Source organism: Halomonas maura, from assembly GCF_030409305.1.
Classification (GTDB): Bacteria; Pseudomonadota; Gammaproteobacteria; order Pseudomonadales; family Halomonadaceae; genus Halomonas; species Halomonas maura.
The window spans coordinates 263,874-281,387 of record NZ_JAUFPQ010000023.1; the positions used below are offsets into that span (position 1 = coordinate 263,874).

General features: G+C 59.2%; 13 protein-coding genes. All 13 read right to left on the reverse strand.

Annotated features, from left to right (window positions below; translation table 11 throughout):
• Positions 1–284 precede the first annotated feature (284 nt).
• The 13 genes from QWY76_RS15915 to QWY76_RS15975 all read right to left on the reverse strand — a co-directional run bounded on the left by QWY76_RS15915 (position 285) and on the right by QWY76_RS15975 (position 17,514).
• The gene (locus tag QWY76_RS15915) at positions 285–3,941 is read right to left on the reverse strand and encodes a CapA family protein (protein ID WP_290312293.1); all 3,657 of its coding nucleotides are present in this window, start codon (positions 3,939–3,941) and stop codon (positions 285–287) included.
• Position 3,942: 1 nt separating this feature from the next.
• Entirely contained in the window at positions 3,943–5,130 is a 1,188-nt protein-coding gene (locus tag QWY76_RS15920) for a hypothetical protein (protein ID WP_290312294.1), read from the reverse strand.
• A gap of 13 nt (positions 5,131–5,143) precedes the next feature.
• On the reverse strand, positions 5,144–7,066 hold the full coding sequence (locus QWY76_RS15925; protein WP_290312295.1) for an acylphosphatase: 1,923 nt from the start codon (positions 7,064–7,066) through the stop codon (positions 5,144–5,146).
• A 51-nt stretch (positions 7,067–7,117) separates the two neighbouring features.
• Positions 7,118–8,506 carry an enolase-like domain-containing protein gene (locus tag QWY76_RS15930; RefSeq protein ID WP_290312296.1) on the reverse strand — a complete coding sequence of 463 codons (1,389 nt, stop codon included), beginning with the start codon at positions 8,504–8,506 and terminating at the stop codon, positions 7,118–7,120.
• Between the two features lie 90 nt (positions 8,507–8,596).
• Positions 8,597–9,748, reverse strand: a complete 1,152-nt coding sequence (locus tag QWY76_RS15935; RefSeq protein WP_290312297.1) for a sugar-transfer associated ATP-grasp domain-containing protein — start codon at positions 9,746–9,748, stop codon at positions 8,597–8,599.
• An 11-nt stretch (positions 9,749–9,759) separates the two neighbouring features.
• Entirely contained in the window at positions 9,760–10,941 is a 1,182-nt protein-coding gene (locus tag QWY76_RS15940; RefSeq protein ID WP_290312298.1) for a hypothetical protein, read from the reverse strand.
• The gene (locus QWY76_RS15945; protein ID WP_290312299.1) at positions 10,941–12,011 is read right to left on the reverse strand and encodes a sugar-transfer associated ATP-grasp domain-containing protein; all 1,071 of its coding nucleotides are present in this window, start codon (positions 12,009–12,011) and stop codon (positions 10,941–10,943) included. Before QWY76_RS15945 ends, QWY76_RS15940 begins: the two co-directional genes overlap by 1 nt.
• Positions 12,012–12,014: 3 nt before the next feature.
• The gene (gene rfbC, locus QWY76_RS15950) at positions 12,015–12,572 is read right to left on the reverse strand and encodes a dTDP-4-dehydrorhamnose 3,5-epimerase (protein ID WP_290312302.1); all 558 of its coding nucleotides are present in this window, start codon (positions 12,570–12,572) and stop codon (positions 12,015–12,017) included.
• A 28-nt stretch (positions 12,573–12,600) separates the two neighbouring features.
• Positions 12,601–13,479, reverse strand: a complete 879-nt coding sequence (gene rfbA / locus QWY76_RS15955) for a glucose-1-phosphate thymidylyltransferase RfbA (RefSeq protein WP_290312303.1) — start codon at positions 13,477–13,479, stop codon at positions 12,601–12,603.
• Between the two features lie 84 nt (positions 13,480–13,563).
• Positions 13,564–14,436, reverse strand: a complete 873-nt coding sequence (rfbD, locus tag QWY76_RS15960) for a dTDP-4-dehydrorhamnose reductase (RefSeq protein ID WP_290312304.1) — start codon at positions 14,434–14,436, stop codon at positions 13,564–13,566.
• The gene (gene rfbB / locus QWY76_RS15965; protein WP_290312305.1) at positions 14,411–15,526 is read right to left on the reverse strand and encodes a dTDP-glucose 4,6-dehydratase; all 1,116 of its coding nucleotides are present in this window, start codon (positions 15,524–15,526) and stop codon (positions 14,411–14,413) included. The genes rfbD and rfbB overlap by 26 nt, the downstream gene beginning before the upstream one ends.
• Position 15,527: 1 nt before the next feature.
• A complete protein-coding gene (locus tag QWY76_RS15970; RefSeq protein ID WP_290312306.1) occupies positions 15,528–16,607 on the reverse strand; it encodes a KpsE/RkpR family capsule polysaccharide export protein in 1,080 nt (359 codons plus the stop codon).
• 25 nt (positions 16,608–16,632) lie between these two features.
• Entirely contained in the window at positions 16,633–17,514 is an 882-nt protein-coding gene (locus QWY76_RS15975) for an ABC transporter ATP-binding protein (protein ID WP_290312307.1), read from the reverse strand.

Sequence of the window (17,514 nt, forward strand, 5' to 3'; positions counted from 1 at the left end):
CTCCTTCGCTGCCCCGCATGGCTCATGGCAACGAGGTGGCAAGGAGAACGCCGATGGTCTCTTGCGGCACTACCTGCCGAAGGGCACAGACCTGTCGCCACGGCCAGGAAGAACTCGACGAGATCGACGACTCACCGAACACTCGGCCGTGCAAGACACTGGACTGGCGAACGCCGCTGGAACTCCCTGCCGAGGTGCTCAAGCCATCGGTCGCTCGGTCCGCCCCCCTTCAAAGCGTTGCGCTTGGAACTCGAGACCGCCTCCCCATGATCCCTTCAAGTCAGCTACTTTATCTCGGATATGACTCTATCCGCAGTCTTGCGAATTCCAGTACCACGAGAGGAACCCTTTATTGCAACCAGATCCCCATCTTCCACCAGTGTCGAAAGCTCCCCCATTAACTCATCGGCATCCTGAAGGATTCCATGAAACACCAAACCGTCCAGCCCCGCCACTGCTGGTTTGACTTCATCGCCAAGCCCTATTACCAGGTCGGGCGTAAATTCATCAAGCAGCGCAGCGATCTCAGAATAAACATTTCCCTCATGCTCACCCAAGTGAACAAGTCTTCCAAGAACAAAGATTTTTTTACCGGACACCTTCTTGGCTGAGAGAACTTTCAGGACTTCCTTGACTGAATTGATCGTTGCGTTTTTGGTGTCATCAACGAACTCTATATTCTTGCCAAAGAACGCACCGGAGTAGAAATCAAGAACCCTTTTCTCTTTTGGTGATGAGGCGAGACTTGTCGCGGCTTCAGCCAAGTTCAAGCCAAGAGCCTTGCATGCCGACAACACAGCCAATGAGTTGTAGGCCATGGCTCGGCTTGGCGTGGGTATAGTATACTCGATGATCTCGTCATCAATGGAGCAGAGAACTTTCCCGCTGCCACTGGCATTCACATCAAAATGCTTTAGCGAAACAGTCGAGTCATCATCACCATAAGACACTGGGTTATTGCTGAAGGCATTTGCCATGAAGGCCAAATGCTGGGAATGTTTTGTATTGTTGCAATATACCGCCCCGCCTTCCTTGCCTAAACCCTCATATATCTTCGACTTATAATATGCCGTTTTCTCCGAAGACTCTATGAGCTCAGGCTGACTCACGTCGATGGATGTGATGATAGAAACATCCGGGGAGATGAGTTTCCCAACATGGTTCTCATACCTATAGAACCCGCTCAAGGCTGCTTCAACAACACAAAAATCATAATCATCATCAAGGTTGGACAAGAGCGCCGAAATGCCATAAATCGTATTATGATTACTATCGGTGCTGAGCACTGAAAACCCCATAGACCTCAGCACATGTGACAGCATCAATACCGTACTGCTTTTTCCAGCAGATCCGGTAACCGCCAGGACCTTACCTTTAAATTTCCTTCTCGCCGACTTTCCTGCGTCTAGAAAATATTGCAATGTGTTTTCGACATACTTGACTGGTATTCCTTCTCCATTAAACTCACGACTGGCAATTATCTCCCTGACATTGCTTCTTTTTGCCTTCTCGATGATTTCACGATCATCCTTTCCGTGTTGGCCAGAATGAACCCTCCTCCCTTTACTCCAGTTGTCGTCGACGACCACAAGAGCATTGCCTTTACGCATTTTTTGCAGGCAATAGTCCATCCCGCTGAATGACTTTTCTTTTTCTGGTGCCTCGTTGCTGCTATCAACTTCGTCGACCACGTAGGTCTTGAAGCCCGTTCTTTTATTGTCTGTACATATCTTCTCTGAGCGAATGCTTGACCGCAACATCTCATCGACAGTAAGACTCACGACAAAGCTATATGGATCAGCCTGCTTAGCCTTGTATCTTCCGGGAGAATTGAAGACAAAATTCCCGATTGAATGAAAGATCTTGCCGCCTCTATAGGTCTCTACAGCGTCAGCCTTATGCGATCCATGCGCTACCACATGATCCGCACCTGCATCGATGATGGCCCGGCACCACTCTCGATGCTTCTCGCTCGTATCCTGGTAATCGATGCCCTGCCAGTGAGGACAGACGATAATGATACCGTCAGGGTCTACAGACTTGACTTTCTGGATTTCGCGTGACATTGCCTTGAAGCTCGTGCTGGCAATGCCCGGCTTATCTTTCTTGGCAAAGAAACCGTATCCCATGTAGCGCCTTGTCGAGCGCATACCATTAAATATGTAGAGGTTCTTCACCCCGTCTTCTGCATTCATCTGTATATGATAGGGCTTACGTGCTTCCTCGAGATTCCTGCCGGCGCCAATAACGGCAATGCCATGACTTTTCAGCTTCTCGATCATGGCCAGCATCTTGTCTGGCCCGTAATCCATTGTATGATTGTTGGCCAAGGTGACGGCCGTTACCCCTAGCTCCTTGAGAACCTCAATGGTCACATCTGGATCATCACAGCCGGGATATTCCTTACCTTCTATAGGTGCGCCGGGTGCATGGCTAAGCACCGTTTCGAGATTCACGATGACTTCATCGCTTCCGTCGATAAGAGGCCTGACCCCATCAAAGAATGAGATGGGGTTGTCCTGCAAGCGCTCATAAGCCTCGGCATATTTTCTCTTCGACTTCTCGAGATAGTAATACCCCAGACTCGTATCGCCACAAAAGGTGACGGTGAGCGCCTTGGTCGTCACTGGAGGCTTTTCAAAGAATACCAGCGACTCACCTGACCGGTTATGCTCATAGACTCGTTTTGCCAATTCACTGCACCTCACATCATGGCCAAGTTTGAAGGACATTGACTTATCTGTCATATCCACACTGCCTTCCAACCCTTCCTCACAGTCTTCGGAAAAGCTGGTGAACGCCCCCTGGCTCAGAGGCCTCTCGACCAAGTTACAAGCAGGAAGGCTTCTTAAATCCTTCGACCTGGAGAGAGAGAGGGCATGATCAACAATCGGTGAAACTATGTTTTTTGGATTACCGTAGCTAGGGTAACAATGGCCACTCAATCCTGGCGCTATATTGCCTTCCAGGACGATATAGTTTTCTCTCGTCGGCACCCCTGAAAAGCTCTTTGATATAATATCCACACCAAGAACAGGGATATTCTTTGCTACCCGAGAGACATGTTCGGCAATCCTGAGATAGTCGGGATGAACGAGATCGCTGATTTCCAGGGTATCGGCACCAGTACTGGCGCCTGCCTTGTGGTCGATGAGCACATAGGTCCCTCGCTCGGGCACGTCATCCAAGGAGAAGCCCTGTGCCTTGATCAGCCCGACCCGATGCTCGTCGAGCTTGATCTGACGGATGACCTGGCCCGGACTTTTCCGCTTCTCCTCATTCTTTTCTTCGATCAGTTCGTCGACGGTCTTTACGCCATCACCAACGACGATTGGCGGAATCCGCCGACAGACACTGACGCATTTTCCACCCACCACGAGGAAGCGAGCTTCAACTCCTCCCGAGAACTGATCTTCTATGAGTATATCGCCCTCGTCTCGATTTTCCTTGACCGCCAGGTCCCAGGCATAATCGAACTGGTCGTCACTTTTGACACCTACAGTGACCCCTTTACCCTTATGCCCACATACTGGCTTGATGACACAGGCAGTCTCACTCTTGGCAACGAATTGCCTGCCCCCTTCCTTGTCATGCGTGGGCACTGCGATACCCGTCGCGACGCTGATTCCACTTTCTGATAGTGCTCTCTTGAAGACAGCCTTGTCTCGTAATAGACTTATCGCTCCACGCGAATAGCCCCTCAGGTGAGAAAAGGAAAACGAGAGCCTAGGCTCCAGGTCAATCACCTCGAATCTTGACTTCTTCTCCCATACGACGAAATGCCCTCGTCGCTGAAACTCCTCAGCGATCATGAAGGCATTGAGATTTTTTAATTTTTCGCTTTGTATTCTCAAGTGCACCGGGCTACTGAACTTATTCAGCTGACCATCCAGGTATTCCCTGATGTCTTCATAGTCGAAATGCTCGTTGAGTACTGCCACCTTACCCCCCCCGACCCGAACGTATCACCTTGACATCTACGCTGGTCGGGATCTCTTCGATCCCCAGGCCGTTGGCATAAGCCCATGTCAAGGCGGAACCCGCCCAGGCCGGCCCCGAGGCATGGAAGCGCACCCGTCCCGTCACCTGATCCAGCTCCTCGATTGCCAGCTCCATCCCCAGTGCCTGAGCGGTGCGCCGCAGTTCCCTTTCGAGACGCTCGCCACGGCTGATACCGGCCAGCACCGCCTCGAGTTGCAGGGGGGTCTCCAGGGAGATATCCGGCGAGCAACCTGCCACCAGTTCCAGCAGCCGTTGCGTCACCGCCGGATGCTCGTCATAGAGCTTGTAGCACTTGAGGTGCTCCGATAGGGAAATGACCGCGTGGTTACCCTCCTTGGCTTCGCTGGCCGGATCCTCCACGACCAGGTCGATGCGCAAGAAGGCCATGCCCTGCATGACCTTGGCGACCTTCTCTCCCAGGGCTCGGTAGCTCTCATGCAGGTTATCGGCCGGTTGCCAGACCTTGTCCTGTAGCGGCTTGTGGAAGGCCGCCGCCAGCTGGCCTTCGGCCATGATCAGGCGCAGGTGTCGACCCGCCAACTGCTTCTCCAGCAGGTAGCGCACACTGAGGGGCAGGAAGCGACGACCATGCTCGTCCACGTGGTCTTCCGAGAGACGCGTCATGGCGTAGGGGGAAGCCGTGAGATCACTGGCCTTGTTCTTCTTGAGCTCACGCGACTTGCGAAAGAGGAACTCCAGTTCGTTTTCGTTGGAGATGTCCGTGATGAACTCTTCGTACAGGGTATTGCGAATCACCGGCTTCAAGACCACCGGATAGCCGATCTTCTTGGCATAGCGCAGGTGGTCGCGCTGCGAGCGCCCAGAAAAGGAAGCCGCCTTGACGACCTTGATGCCGTGGCGCTCCAGGCGGGCACGCCAGGCACGAATGTCCTGGCAGAAGTTCACGGCCGGCAGCAGGTTGCGGCCGCTGACGCCACAGACGAAGCCTGCCGGTTTACCAACGGACTCCCCATCGGCGTGACGATCATAGTAGTAAGCGAGCTGACGAGGCAGCAGCATAGTGCGAGCGCTGGCCGGCAAGCGCTGGGCATGAATCAGCAGCCCTTCCTTGGCAATGCTGGGCAGGCTATCCAGCAGTGCCCGGAAGCTATCGATTCTGACATCCATGGGTCTCTCGCCTTTATCGTATGAGGGTGAAGCCATCGTGCAGAGGCTCCTTGACATGCATGACCCTGACCGAGGTCGGCAAGGCCTCGGAAGGGCCGCGAATGCAGGCGGTGGCGAGTGAGGCAATGGCGACCAGTGAGCCCTGCAAGACGGCCTCTACCGTGCGCTTGTCACGATTCTTCACATAGCCCGTCAGGCCGCCCTTCTGCGCATGGCGGCTCACCCACTTGCGAAAGCCCACTCCCGTGACCTTCCCGCGCACCCTCACCTTCACCGAGACCTGGCTGTCGTCCAGCGGCGTCAACGGCATGCCCTGGTTGTGCAGGATCGCCTCGATGGCCTGGCGCGGAACGTTCACGGGCTCACCGAACATCGGGTAGCAGGCGGTCCCGATGGCGGCATGTGCATTGAGCTCGCAGATGCCGATGTCGGTCTCTCCCACCGGCTTGCGGTGATCTTCGATCAGGAAGTCGATGCCGCAGTAATCCAGGCCGGGAACGGCCTTCACCGCATCCTCCGCCACCTTGATGATGCTCGGGTGCATCTCGTGGTGGACGTTGACGCTGTCGCCGCCTTGAGAGAGGTTGCAGGAACCGGAAAGGTTGATACGCTCGCCCAAGCGGGGAACGGAATGCAGCGTATACCCCAGCTTGTCGAGTTGATACTGGGTCGATTCCGTGTAGACGATGGGCCGGGACTTGAGATGAGGGATATTCTGCCGGTAGCGGTTCTTGATCAGGATCAGCTCGGCGATAGTATGTTTGCCGTCGCCGGTCACCGAGGCGGGAGCCCGCAATGTAGCGGCACGCACCTTGCCCCCGATCACCATGATCCGATAATCCTCGCCGAAGATATGCTTCTCGACGATGAAGTCATCGTGTCCCAGCTTGCTGGACTCCAGCACATGGAAGGCGCTCCGCAGCTCCTCATCGCTGCGAATATTCGGCACCACCCCGATGCCGCGAACGCCGGTAGCCGGCTTCACCACGACCGGATAGCCGATCAGGTTGGCATAGCGCATGGCGTTATCATGATCGCCCGAAGGAAACATCCTGCCGCGAGGAACCGGGAACCCAAGGGGCGCCAGAAACTCCCGTGTCGCTTCCTTGTGCGTGCACAAGGCGATGGCATCCACCGAGACCAGCGGCGAACGGCTGAGCTTGAAGTAGAAGCGCTGGTCTCCCTTGTCGGCGGTGAAGACTCCCTTGCCGGTCCGCAGCACATTGAAGCCTTGGCGCAGGCACTCGCGTTCCATCAGGTGGCTCTTGGCGTCCATGGTGCCAAGCGGCAGCATCAGTGGCGTATCATCGAAGGCATTAGGGTGGAGCGGTGGAGAGGGCTCCTGTGGCACATCCTTCAATCGCGGCTGGTAGGTATAGGTCGGCGCTTCCGCCTCAGGTAGATAGAGCACCCTCTCGGAGCGGAAGAACAACGCCTCGCTTGCTGACGTCACCTCCTCCGCCGGCTGTTCGCCATTACCTTCTCGCTGTATCTGTCGAGCGAGATCGGCGAACAGCTGCTTGAGCGCCATGTGAATGCTGTTAACCGCACGCTGGACCTTGACCCACTGGCGCAACTCAAGCGCCTTGGCGTTGTCGATCAGCTCCAGTGTGGGCTCAACCCAGGCTTTAAGTTGTCTGGCCAGTTGCCCCTTGGCCAAGGCCTCGGCATCGAGTTGACTGCCCATCAGTCTGGAGGCGACGGTCTCGAGATAATCCCAGTAACGACCGACCATCGGCTTGTCGGGGCGAAGACCCATCGCTCCCTCTATGGCACTGACAAACTCCCGATCTAGAGCACTGACCGTCACCTTCAGATAGTAATTCACCTCGTCCTTGGCCGCCTTTTTATCGACCGCTGCGGTGAGCCTTTCAGCATGAGGTCTCGAGTAAGCGACCAATTCAATTCGCTTGACTTTACAATTCTCTTGCGGCATGTCGCACCATCGTCAAAAAGCCGGGCGGATGATTCCGCCCGGCGCGATCGGTCAGTTGGCGCCTTGCAGCGCCTTGGCCAACGTTTCGTCACTGTACTTGAAGCGCTGACTCTCCACGGACTCACGGCTGAGGAAGCGATCATCGAACACGCTCCTGAGCAGTGACTTGCGCGCCTCGCGCTCAGGCCGGCGCCCCTCTACCCCATAGGCCCGGTGGTACATCAGGCGCCGCTTGAGGCCGGAGCGGCATACATTGGTTGCCCAACCGCTCCCTTCCGGCGCCACCAGTTGAGTGCCATTCCTTTCGGCCCGCGGGTGGACCAGGCGCACCTTTTTTTCCCTCTTGAAGGTGGCCGGGAAGTAGCGACAGTTACTCAGGCTCTTGGCAAGCGCCAGAATGGTCAAGGTGGTGAAGTTGGAGGTATTCTGCAGGTTCCCGAGGAACACCCCACCCTCGAATCCCAGTTCCTTGGCCACGCGCTCGGTTTCCAGCACCTCATGGAAACCGCCGGCCTTCTGGGGCGTTATCTTGAGATCGACATTGGCCATATAGGGGGCCAGGGTACGCACGGACGCGACGCCCCACACCGGCTTGGCCAGCATGATGCGAATCCGCTTGCCCTTGGCATAGGCGAAAGCCTCGCGATAGAAGGCATCGGAAATCTCGGCGAAGGGATCTTCCACCACGACTTCGACGCCCATCTTCTCGGTCAGTCCACTCAGCGAGATCTCGTCACAGAAGCGCTTCCACTCCTCCAATTGCCAACGCTGGCCGGCATTGAGGATGATACCCTCCAGCGAGTGCTGCTTGTCCTTCAAGGCAAACAACAGCGAGTTCACCAGAGCGCTGGCCTTGTCGGCACCGATGCGGCGCCCACGCCGCAGCCAGCCTTCCACGGCCTTGCCATCCGCAATGTCGGCGAGTAACTTCTCGGTATTCTTGAGCCGGTCGTTGAACACATTGCGGACAACGGCCCGCTCACTGTTGCCGGATACCAGCTGCGCAACCGATACGCCATGATGCTTGGCGATGATATCCAGCAGGGCACATTCGGCGGCAAAGCAGACCGAGGGGCTGGGACGCTGCTGGGTATTGCCCTCTTCGGTGTAACCGAAGATTTCACTGACGACTTGCTGTACCACTCCATGCACCTGGTGGGCGTAGCCCTGCTCCCCCGCCATGATGGGTAGCGGCTTTCCAGCCAATCCCCGGGCTAGCTTCTTCCCATAGCGAGTCGCGCGAGACAGGGTCTCCGAGCTGATGCTGGAGGGCCTTGCCTCACCCAGTCCGATATACTCCTTCCCTTCCACCTCGGCCACGACCTTGAAGAAGATGGAATACTCCTCGGACTCTCTCCCGTTGAGCTGCTCACCCTGCTCCCTGTCGGCCCGACTGACGGGCTTGTTCTTCAATGTAAAAATATCAACTTGAGTAATCATCACTGGAGACTCCGTGTCGTTCCATCATTTGCCTTTCTAGAACTCCCCCATTCCTGCCAATAACTTTATTTGTTTTTTCTCACTCATCAATCATGTAACTAACAACCCCTCACTCTTGTAGAAATCCACCAGCACCTGGTTGTCCAGCAAGGGGCTGCTCATCTGGAATAATCGAACCTGGCTATAACTATTGCCTTCCAAGACGATGAAGCCATCATCATCAATGATAAGATCGAATCCGCAATATTTTATATACGGAAGATTCTCGAAGAGTCGACATATATCCTCCTTTATATCCTCCCAGTGTGGCACTCTCTTCTCGGAGATTTTCTCGCCGGTGTCGGGATGGCTTTCCCAGCGCTTCCCGGCATGCTTGCCTTCAGCAGCGACGGCATGACTCAGTTCGCCATTGGCAAGATTGATCTCGGCACTGAGCCCACCCAATGAAAAGTTGTCGATCGGATAGGATTCGCTAGTCCCGATACGTTGTACGGCACGTATCACCTGTCCTTTGCGCGTCACGGGATGACGGATGACCAGCACCCTGAGCGTATTGACAGTGAGAGGAAACAACGCCTGGGTAAAATCACCTTGCTGTATGTAATCATTGAGAATGAAGGGAACCTCTTGAGCCGCGAGCACTTCGGCGAGCTCGCTGACCTTCACGACGACACGGGCCCCCTCCTCATCGTTGGTCTCTATTACCGCATGATGCCGGTCAGTACGGATGAAATAGACGCTCCCACCACCGCCTCCGCCCAGTGGCTTGGCAACCATCATACGCCCTGAGTCCTGGCCACTGATAATCCGGTCCCACAACTCGCAGTAGGGTATCGCTCGGCCATTACGAAAGATGGCGATGATACCTGGCACCCGACAGTAGCGCCCGAAGACCTGTGTGAAGAGCACCTTGTTGTTGAAGACGATGCTATAGGGCCCGTTGACCAGCCGCGTCAACCAACGCTGCACGTCGCTAAGATAGAGGTCGATATTGTCACGGTTCAGGCCATAGAGGCGTATCTTTTCCGGGAGAAAGCCCCGCTCATAGAGAAACTCGGCCTGCTCTTCACTGATCTTCCCCAGGTCGGGGTCGGCATGGAAATCCAGGGTGAAACGTTTGAGCAACGATAGGCGCTCGACCCCACTCAGATTGGCCATGAAGTGGCGATGGTGGTCCTCGGGCAGGTCAGGCAAGGGAGCCGATCCACCGGGATCGCACGCAGTGATGGCAAACTCATTCATGCTTCGTCAGCCTAGATACCAAACTCACGGATGAATTCGATGGCCGCCTCGGAATCCATCAGGGGACCATGTACTTGAAAAGCCGCGCCGCAAGGTCGGCTGCGTAGTTCGATCAGGCGGGGGCGGGGGGCCGTTCCGCAGATATCGATTTCCAGCTGGGCGAAAGTGAAGATGGGCTTGTGGGCGATAACGGCCAGGATCTCCTCTCGGCTGCGCTGCCAGAGTTCGAGGTAACGCCGCCGTTCCCATGGCTTCGGGCGTCTGGGGCCGGAGATCACGCCGCCTGCCCGGTAACGCACCACGCTCTTGACCCGACCGCTGTTCAGCGAGAGCCTCAGGCTCTTGGCGGGGCGATGCTGGCTCTCGGCCCGAGCCACCACGGCCGCCAGGGGAATCAATCCCGCACGCGCCGGGTCCAGCATCACCAGCACCTTGAGGCGCGGAGCCGAGTCGTCGGCTTCCCAAGGGGGGCGCATGGGTACGCGTCGATTGAACAGCTGAAATTGCAGGGCGGGTGATTCGAGCATCTTGCGGGCATGACCATTGGCCAGTGGCAAGAGTTGGGCCTGCAAGTCACTGATGTAGGCATCGGCCTGGGAATTCGGCAAGCCATACAACGACTTCTTGTCCGGCAAGAACCCGCGGTTGTGCAGGTACTCGGCGTCGTCTTGGGACAGCCTGGGCGCCGCTCGGCGAAACTCCTGGCTGAAAGTCCGCCAGGCTTCGACGCCCTCCGCCATGTCCAGCCGCTTGACGCGCCCCTCGTGGCTGAGATCGGCGCTGCGCTTGGTGTTGTAGATGACGCGTGAATGGCGTCCCCCGCTCAGGTAGGGCAAGCGCTCGCGGATACCGGCCAGATGAGGCGTGGGGCGCCGCTCTTCATGCCGCCCATGGCGAAGGTAGTGCAGCAGGGGGTTGATACCCGAGTCTCTGACATCCTCGTACTCGTCGAGATACCAAGCCGTATGAAAGCCTGGCCCCGGGCTCAGGCCTTGCCTGGCTCCCTGGACCATGAAGTGCTTGAGCGGGTCGCGGAGTGCCTTGGGGTCTTGCTGAAGCTCCGGGTGATTGGCGAGATACCACTCGGTGTTGAAATAGCCACTTCGCAGGACTTCGGCGCGCTGCTTGGCTTGCGGATGCTTCAGGAGCTCTAGCAACGTCTTTTTGGTCTTGTAGGTCACAGGCGTCGGCATCAGGACTCCAAGCGATTGACATGGCTGGAGATGAAAGGGTCATCGAGCAAGGGGCGGTGGATCTGGTGCGTGGCGAGTTGCCCCTCGCAGGCGGCGAAGAAGCAAGGCCCATCGTCGGTAAGCACGAAGGAGAGGTTGCACGTTCGCAGATAGGAGGCTTCGTCGAAGAAGGCCATCAGCATCCTGCGTATCTCCTGCCAACCGGGCAGCGACTGTCCCACGATGCGGCTGCCCGACTGAGGATGGACGGCATAGTCCGTCAAGGCCCGACGGCCCTCATCCAACCCCTTGCAGGCAGTGATCAGGCCCGTTTGGTGGTCGATAGCGGCACTGAGGGCACCCTCCTCGACACGCAAGGCGGCCTCGCCATCCTTGCCCTGCCGACCGATCAGCAGTGTCGCGGAGGCGAGTTGCGGCCGCCATTCGTGCTGTTCCCGCACCAGCAGGACATTCAGCAGGTTCAGGTGACCGGGCGCCAGGGTTTCGGCGAACGCCCCCTGGGAGACGTGTTCGCTCAGCACATAGGCACTCCCATGCTGCCTTGCCTGCTGCTGCAGGTTGCTCACCAACTCGTCGCTGCCGCCTTCCCCCAGGGCCGAATGGAAGCGCCCTTCGCGCAATGCCACCCGCTGATAGGGCATGGCAGCGCCGCTCTGCATGGGGTGGACGATCAATTCTCCCGGGGCATGGTCGTCCTGGTGCCACCAGGGGGCCGCGACCCACTGCACCTCTTCCGCAGTGACCACGCAGTAGATCTCGGGGGCCGGGCAATAGTTGCTCACCACGTGTGAGCACAGCACCCGGTCGGCCATGACCGTCTGATACTTGGCATTGGCCGCCTGCAGGCGCATGGCCTGGAAGTCACTGAGGTAGCCGTCGGCACCATGTTCCGCCATGTCGTACAGCGCCCAGCGGCTGCGCAGGAAGCCGGCATGGAAGAGCCGTTGCTGGAGGTCCTCGGGCAGCCCGAAACTCGGCTCTTCCCAATAGGCGAGCGAGAAGGTCTTCCAGGCCTGCAAGGCCTCACCATCCCGCGCGTTATGGATGGACTGGTGGTATCCGCTGAACATGTCTCAATTGATCTCGCTGGTGTGAAAATCGGCGGCAAGACGATCCTTGGTGGAGAGGGTTGGTTCGCCACCCCAGCTCCAGTCGGCACGCTGCCAATCGATAGCCAGCGCGGGGTCGTCCCAGCGAATGGCGCGCTCACCCCGAGGGGCGTAATAGTCGGTGGTCTTGTAGAGCACCTCGGCCTGCTCGCTGAGCACGAGAAAGCCATGGGCGAAGCCTTCCGGCACCCAGAGCTGTTGGTGCGTGGTGGCGGATAGGCGCGCGCTTACCCACTGGCCGAAGGTGGCGGAGTCGCGACGGATGTCCACGGCGACATCGAGGATCTCGCCGGCCAGCACTCGCACCAGCTTGCCCTGGGGCCGCTCTACCTGATAGTGCAAGCCGCGCAATACCCCCTGACGGGAGCGGGAATGGTTATCCTGTACGAAGGTGGTGCTCACACCGGTGAGGGCTTCGAAATCGCGCTGGTTGAAACTTTCCATGAAGAAGCCACGCTCATCGCCATGGACCTCGGGGGTGAGCAGGATGACATCGCGAATGGAGAGGGGTTGAGCATGCATAGCGGTCTTCGCCCGAGGAGTCGGGCGCCTAGGGAGTCGGGTTCACAAGGGTCAGGAGGTAGTCACCGTAGCCGGTCTTGGCCAGTGCCTGGCCGCGTCGGACCAGGGCCTCATCGTCGATCCAGCCGTTGCGCCAGGCGATCTCTTCCAGGCAGGCGATCTTGAGTCCCTGGCGGTGCTCGATGGTCTGTACGTACTGGGCCGCTTCCAGCAGGCTGTCGTGGGTACCGGTATCCAGCCAGGCGAAGCCACGGCCCAGGCTAGCCACATGCAGGTCGCCACGCGCCAGGTAGGCGTTGTTGACGCAGGTGATCTCCAGTTCGCCACGGGCGCTGGGCTTCACCCCCTTGGCGATCTCGATGACGTCGTTGTCGTAGAAGTAGAGCCCGGTAACGGCATGCTGGGATCGGGGGCGGGCGGGCTTTTCCTCGATGCTGATCGCGCGACCCTCGCCATCGAACTCCACCACACCGAAGCGCTTGGGGTCCTTGACGTAGTAGCCAAACACGGTAGCGCCCCGCTGCTGCCGGCTCGCCTGCTGGAGCTGTCCAGTGAAGTGTTGGCCATGGAAGATATTGTCACCCAGCACGAGACTCACGGGGTCATTGGCGATGAAACGCTCGCCGATGAGGAACGCCTGCGCCAGGCCATCGGGCGAGCGCTGCTCGGCGTATTCGAGGGATACCCCCAACTGCTCGCCATCGCCCAGCAGGCGCTGGAAGGCAGGCAAGTCGTCGGGGGTCGAGATGATCAGAATGTCACGTATCCCCGCCAGCATCAGGACCGAAAGCGGGTAGTAGATCATCGGCTTGTCGTAGATGGGCAGCAGCTGCTTGGAGACCCCATGGGTAATGGGATAGAGCCGACTGCCGGTGCCTCCCGCCAGTACGATGCCTTTGCGTTGCATGCTGTCAAACCTCATTTGCCCGATCCATCGGGCACCTGCGAGTGGTTGTCGCCGCGATACCGCATCACCCGAACTGGCGAGCCGCTAGCCCTTCAGCGACTCGGCCAGCGTCGAGACGAGCGGGTCTTCCCAATGCGGCAGCGCCACATCCAGCGCCTCCTCGAGCTTGTCGAGGCACAGGCGCGAGTTGAGCGGGCGAGTGGCGGGGGTGGGGTAGTCGGCCGTGGGGATGGCAATCACCCCGTCGGGAGAGATGGCCAGGGGCAGCCCCTGGGCGATGGCGTGCCGGAAGATCGCCCGGGCGAAGCCATGCCAACCCGTCGTTCCCCTCGGGGCCAGGTGATAGAGGCCACTCTCCAGTCGCCGCTGGAGGGCCTGGGCAGTGACCTTCGCCAGCAGGCATGCCGGCGTCGGCGCGCCGATCTGATCCGCCACCACCTCGAGCCGGTGACGCTCCTGCCCCAGCCGCAGCATGGTCTGCATGAAGTTGCTGCCATGGGCACTGTAGACCCAGCTGGTTCGGAAGATCAGGTGTTGGCAGCCGCTCAGCTGAATGGCCCGGTCGCCTTCCAGTTTGGTCCGGCCATAGACGTTGAGCGGTTGGGGGACATCGTCTTCCCGCCAGGGCGTATCGCCGTGGCCGGAATAGACGTAATCGCTGGAGAAGTGGACCAGCCGCAGGTCGTGCGCCTGGGCGTAGTCGGCCAGCTGGGCGGGTAACTCGGCATTCAGGCGCCGTGCCAGGTCCGGTTCGCGTTCGGCTCTGTCGACCGCCGTATAGGCGGCGGCATTGACGATCAGTTCGGGACGGGATGTCTCGAGCCAGGCGTCGACGGCCCTGGAGTCGCTCAGGTCCAGCTCGGCGCGGGTCGGTGCCAGCACCCTGCCGAGCGGGCTGAGCCGACGTTGCAGTTCGAAGCCGACCTGGCCGCTACCCCCGGTAACCAGAATGTTCATGGCGATCATCCCTGTCATCAAAGGCGTCGGTCAGGCCGAGGCGCTGTCCCAGATAGCTGCCATCCTGGATACACCGCCACCAGTCCTCGTTGCTCAGGTACCACTCGACGGTCCTGCATAGCCCGCTCTCGAAGGTCTCCTGTGGTGCCCAGTCCAGCTCGCGCGCGATCTTGCCGGCATCGATGGCGTAGCGTCTGTCGTGGCCGGGGCGATCGGCGACGAAGGTGATGAGGTCACGGTAACGGGTATCCCGCGGCACCCGTTCCTGCAACAGGTCACAGATCGTCTCGACGACCTCGAGATTGCTCTTCTCGTTGAGGCCGCCGATGTTGTAGGTCTCCCCTGCCCGTCCCTGCACCGCCACCTTGATCAGTGCACGGGCGTGGTCCTCCACGTGGAGCCAGTCGCGAATCTGCTGGCCATCGCCATAGATCGGCAGCGGCTTGCCGGCCAGGGCGTTGAGGATCATCAGCGGAATCAGTTTCTCCGGAAAGTGGTAGGGCCCGTAATTGTTGGAGCAATTGGTGACCAGCGTGGGGAGGCCGAAGGTACGGTGCCAGGCGCGCACCAGGTGGTCGGCACCGGCCTTGCTGGCCGCATAGGGTGAGCTCGGTGCATAGGGGGTGGTTTCGGCGAATAGCCCCTCCGCGCCATCCAGGTCGCCATACACTTCGTCGGTGGACACATGATGGAAGCGAAAGTCGGCGGCCTTCTCCGGGACGGAGCCCTTCAGCGCCGCCCAGTAGCCGCGCGAGACTTCCAACAGCACCGACGTGCCCACCAGGTTGGTGTGGATGAAATCGGCCGGCCCCTCGATGGAACGGTCGACGTGGCTCTCGGCCGCCAGGTGCATGACCACGTCGGGCCGATGCTGCTCGAAGACCTGCTGCATGGCAGCGACATCGCCGATATCGGCCCGCACGAAGACATGCCGCGGGCTGTCGGCGATGGGCTCCAGCGACGCCAGGTTGCCGGCATAGGTCAGCTTGTCGACGCTGACCACGCGATGCTCGGTGTTGCCGATGAGTTCACGCACCACCGCGGAACCGATGAAGCCTGCCCCGCCAGTGATCAAGAAGGTCTTGGCCATATCAGTCGCGATGATCGCGCACGATCAGGATCAGCATATTGAGGATGAAAGTGACGAACAGGGCGAGGATGGCGAACACCGTGGCGTTATACAGCCGACGCGGCTCGGTGGCGTACTCGGGGAGCATCGGGCTCTGCAGCACGGAGACCTGCTTGAGGGTACGCGCCGCTTCGATACGCGTATTTTCCAGGGCGGCCATGGCACTCGAATAGGTTTCCTGGGCAAACTTGGCACGCTGCTCCAGGGTCTGGTATTCCGAGGAGACCCGGTTCAGTGAATCACCCGCCGCCTGGGCCAGGCGGCCCCGCTCCTTGTCGATCTGCTCGCGCAAGGCCTCTACTTCACTCTCGATGCGCACCATCTCGGCCGACTGGGCACTGTTGAAGGAGGCCAGGGCGCTGCGGCGTGCCTGCAACCGGGCCAGTTCCCCCTCCAGGGTGGCAACGACCTGGTTGAGGTTCTCCACGGTCTTGGTCGGCGAGATCAGGCCATGTTCGTTCTGATAGTCGAGGAGAGCGGCGCGGGCCTCATCCAGCCGCTGCTCCAGACGCCCCAACTGTTGCTCGAGGAAGCGGACCTGCTCCTCGGCGAGGTGCTGGCCCATCTCGTTCATGTGCTGCTCGCCGGCCTCGAGCAGCAGATCAGCGAGGTCGTGGGCGAACTCGGGGGTATTGGCCTGAACCTCGATCTTCAGCACCTTGGCATATTCGTCCATGTCGATCTTCACCCGGCTCTGGTAGTAGCTGTGAAGGTCCTCGATGGGGGCATCGGGATCACGTAGCCGCGAGAAGAAATCGCCATGGCTGGAGTAGTGCTCGCGAAGATCCAGCTGCTGCTGTGCCCGACGCAACATGTCGACCGACAGCAGGTGCTCGCGCAACAGCAGCAGATCACTCGAGCCGCCGCCGCCGAGGATCGATGCAAACGACACCTCCGGTGAGGCGATCTGCGGGCTCTCCAGCACGACCACCGTGCGGGATACATAGCGATCCGTCGCCCAGAACGTCCAGTAGGCGCTCACCAGCACGATCGCGACTATACATAACCCCCAGTAGGAGTTACGCCTAAAGATTGCTTTCATCCAGGGACCTTATCGAAAAGAAACGTCAATCATCGTCATCGGTCGGCTCCTTGAAGGCGGCGAGCGTCGCCTTGTGCTGCCGGAGCTGTTCGCGCTTGCGCTTGATCGATGCCGTCAGGGTATCGAGATGGGCCTGGCCGGCACCCTCGGCCTGTGCCTGGGCATGGGCCGCCTTGGCGGCCCGCAGCTCCTGGCGCGCCTTCCTGGTCGCCTTCCTGGCCTCCCGCAACGGTGCCGGATCCGGCATGCCGGAGGTGTCGTGATAGGCGGCGATCGCGTCGTCGATCTCGTCGAACCACTGGGCCCGCCCCTCATAGAGGAAAATGCCCGCCTGGCACATCTCCCGAAGGATGGCCTCACCGTGTGAGACCATGATCAAGCTCGCCTTGCCGACACGATCCCGGAAGGCCTGCTTGGCCTTGGCCTTGAAGGCCCGATCCCCCACCGACGTGGCCTCGTCCGAGAGGTAGACGTCGAAGTCGAACGCCAGGGAAAGCCCGAAGGCCAGACGCGAACGCATCCCCGAGGAGTAGGTCTGCACCGGGCGGTCGAAGGCACTGCCGATCTCGGCGAACTCCTCGACGAGCTCGATGACTCGCTTGACGCCCTGCCCACCGCCACCATGCACGCGCGCCACGAACTGCACGTTCTGGCGCCCGGTCATGGAGCCCTTGAACCCTCCGGTCAGGCCGATGGGCCAGGAGACGCGGCAGCGGCGCTTCACCTCTCCCCGCTCGGGCGTATCCATGCCGCCGATCAATCGCAGCAGCGTCGATTTGCCCGCCCCATTGGGGCCCACCAGTCCGACGCTTACCCCTCTGGGGATCGTCAGGTTGACGTCCTTGAGCACCCAGTCGTTGTAGCGGTGGTTGTGGTAACGCTTATAGAGCCCGTTGACTTCGATCAT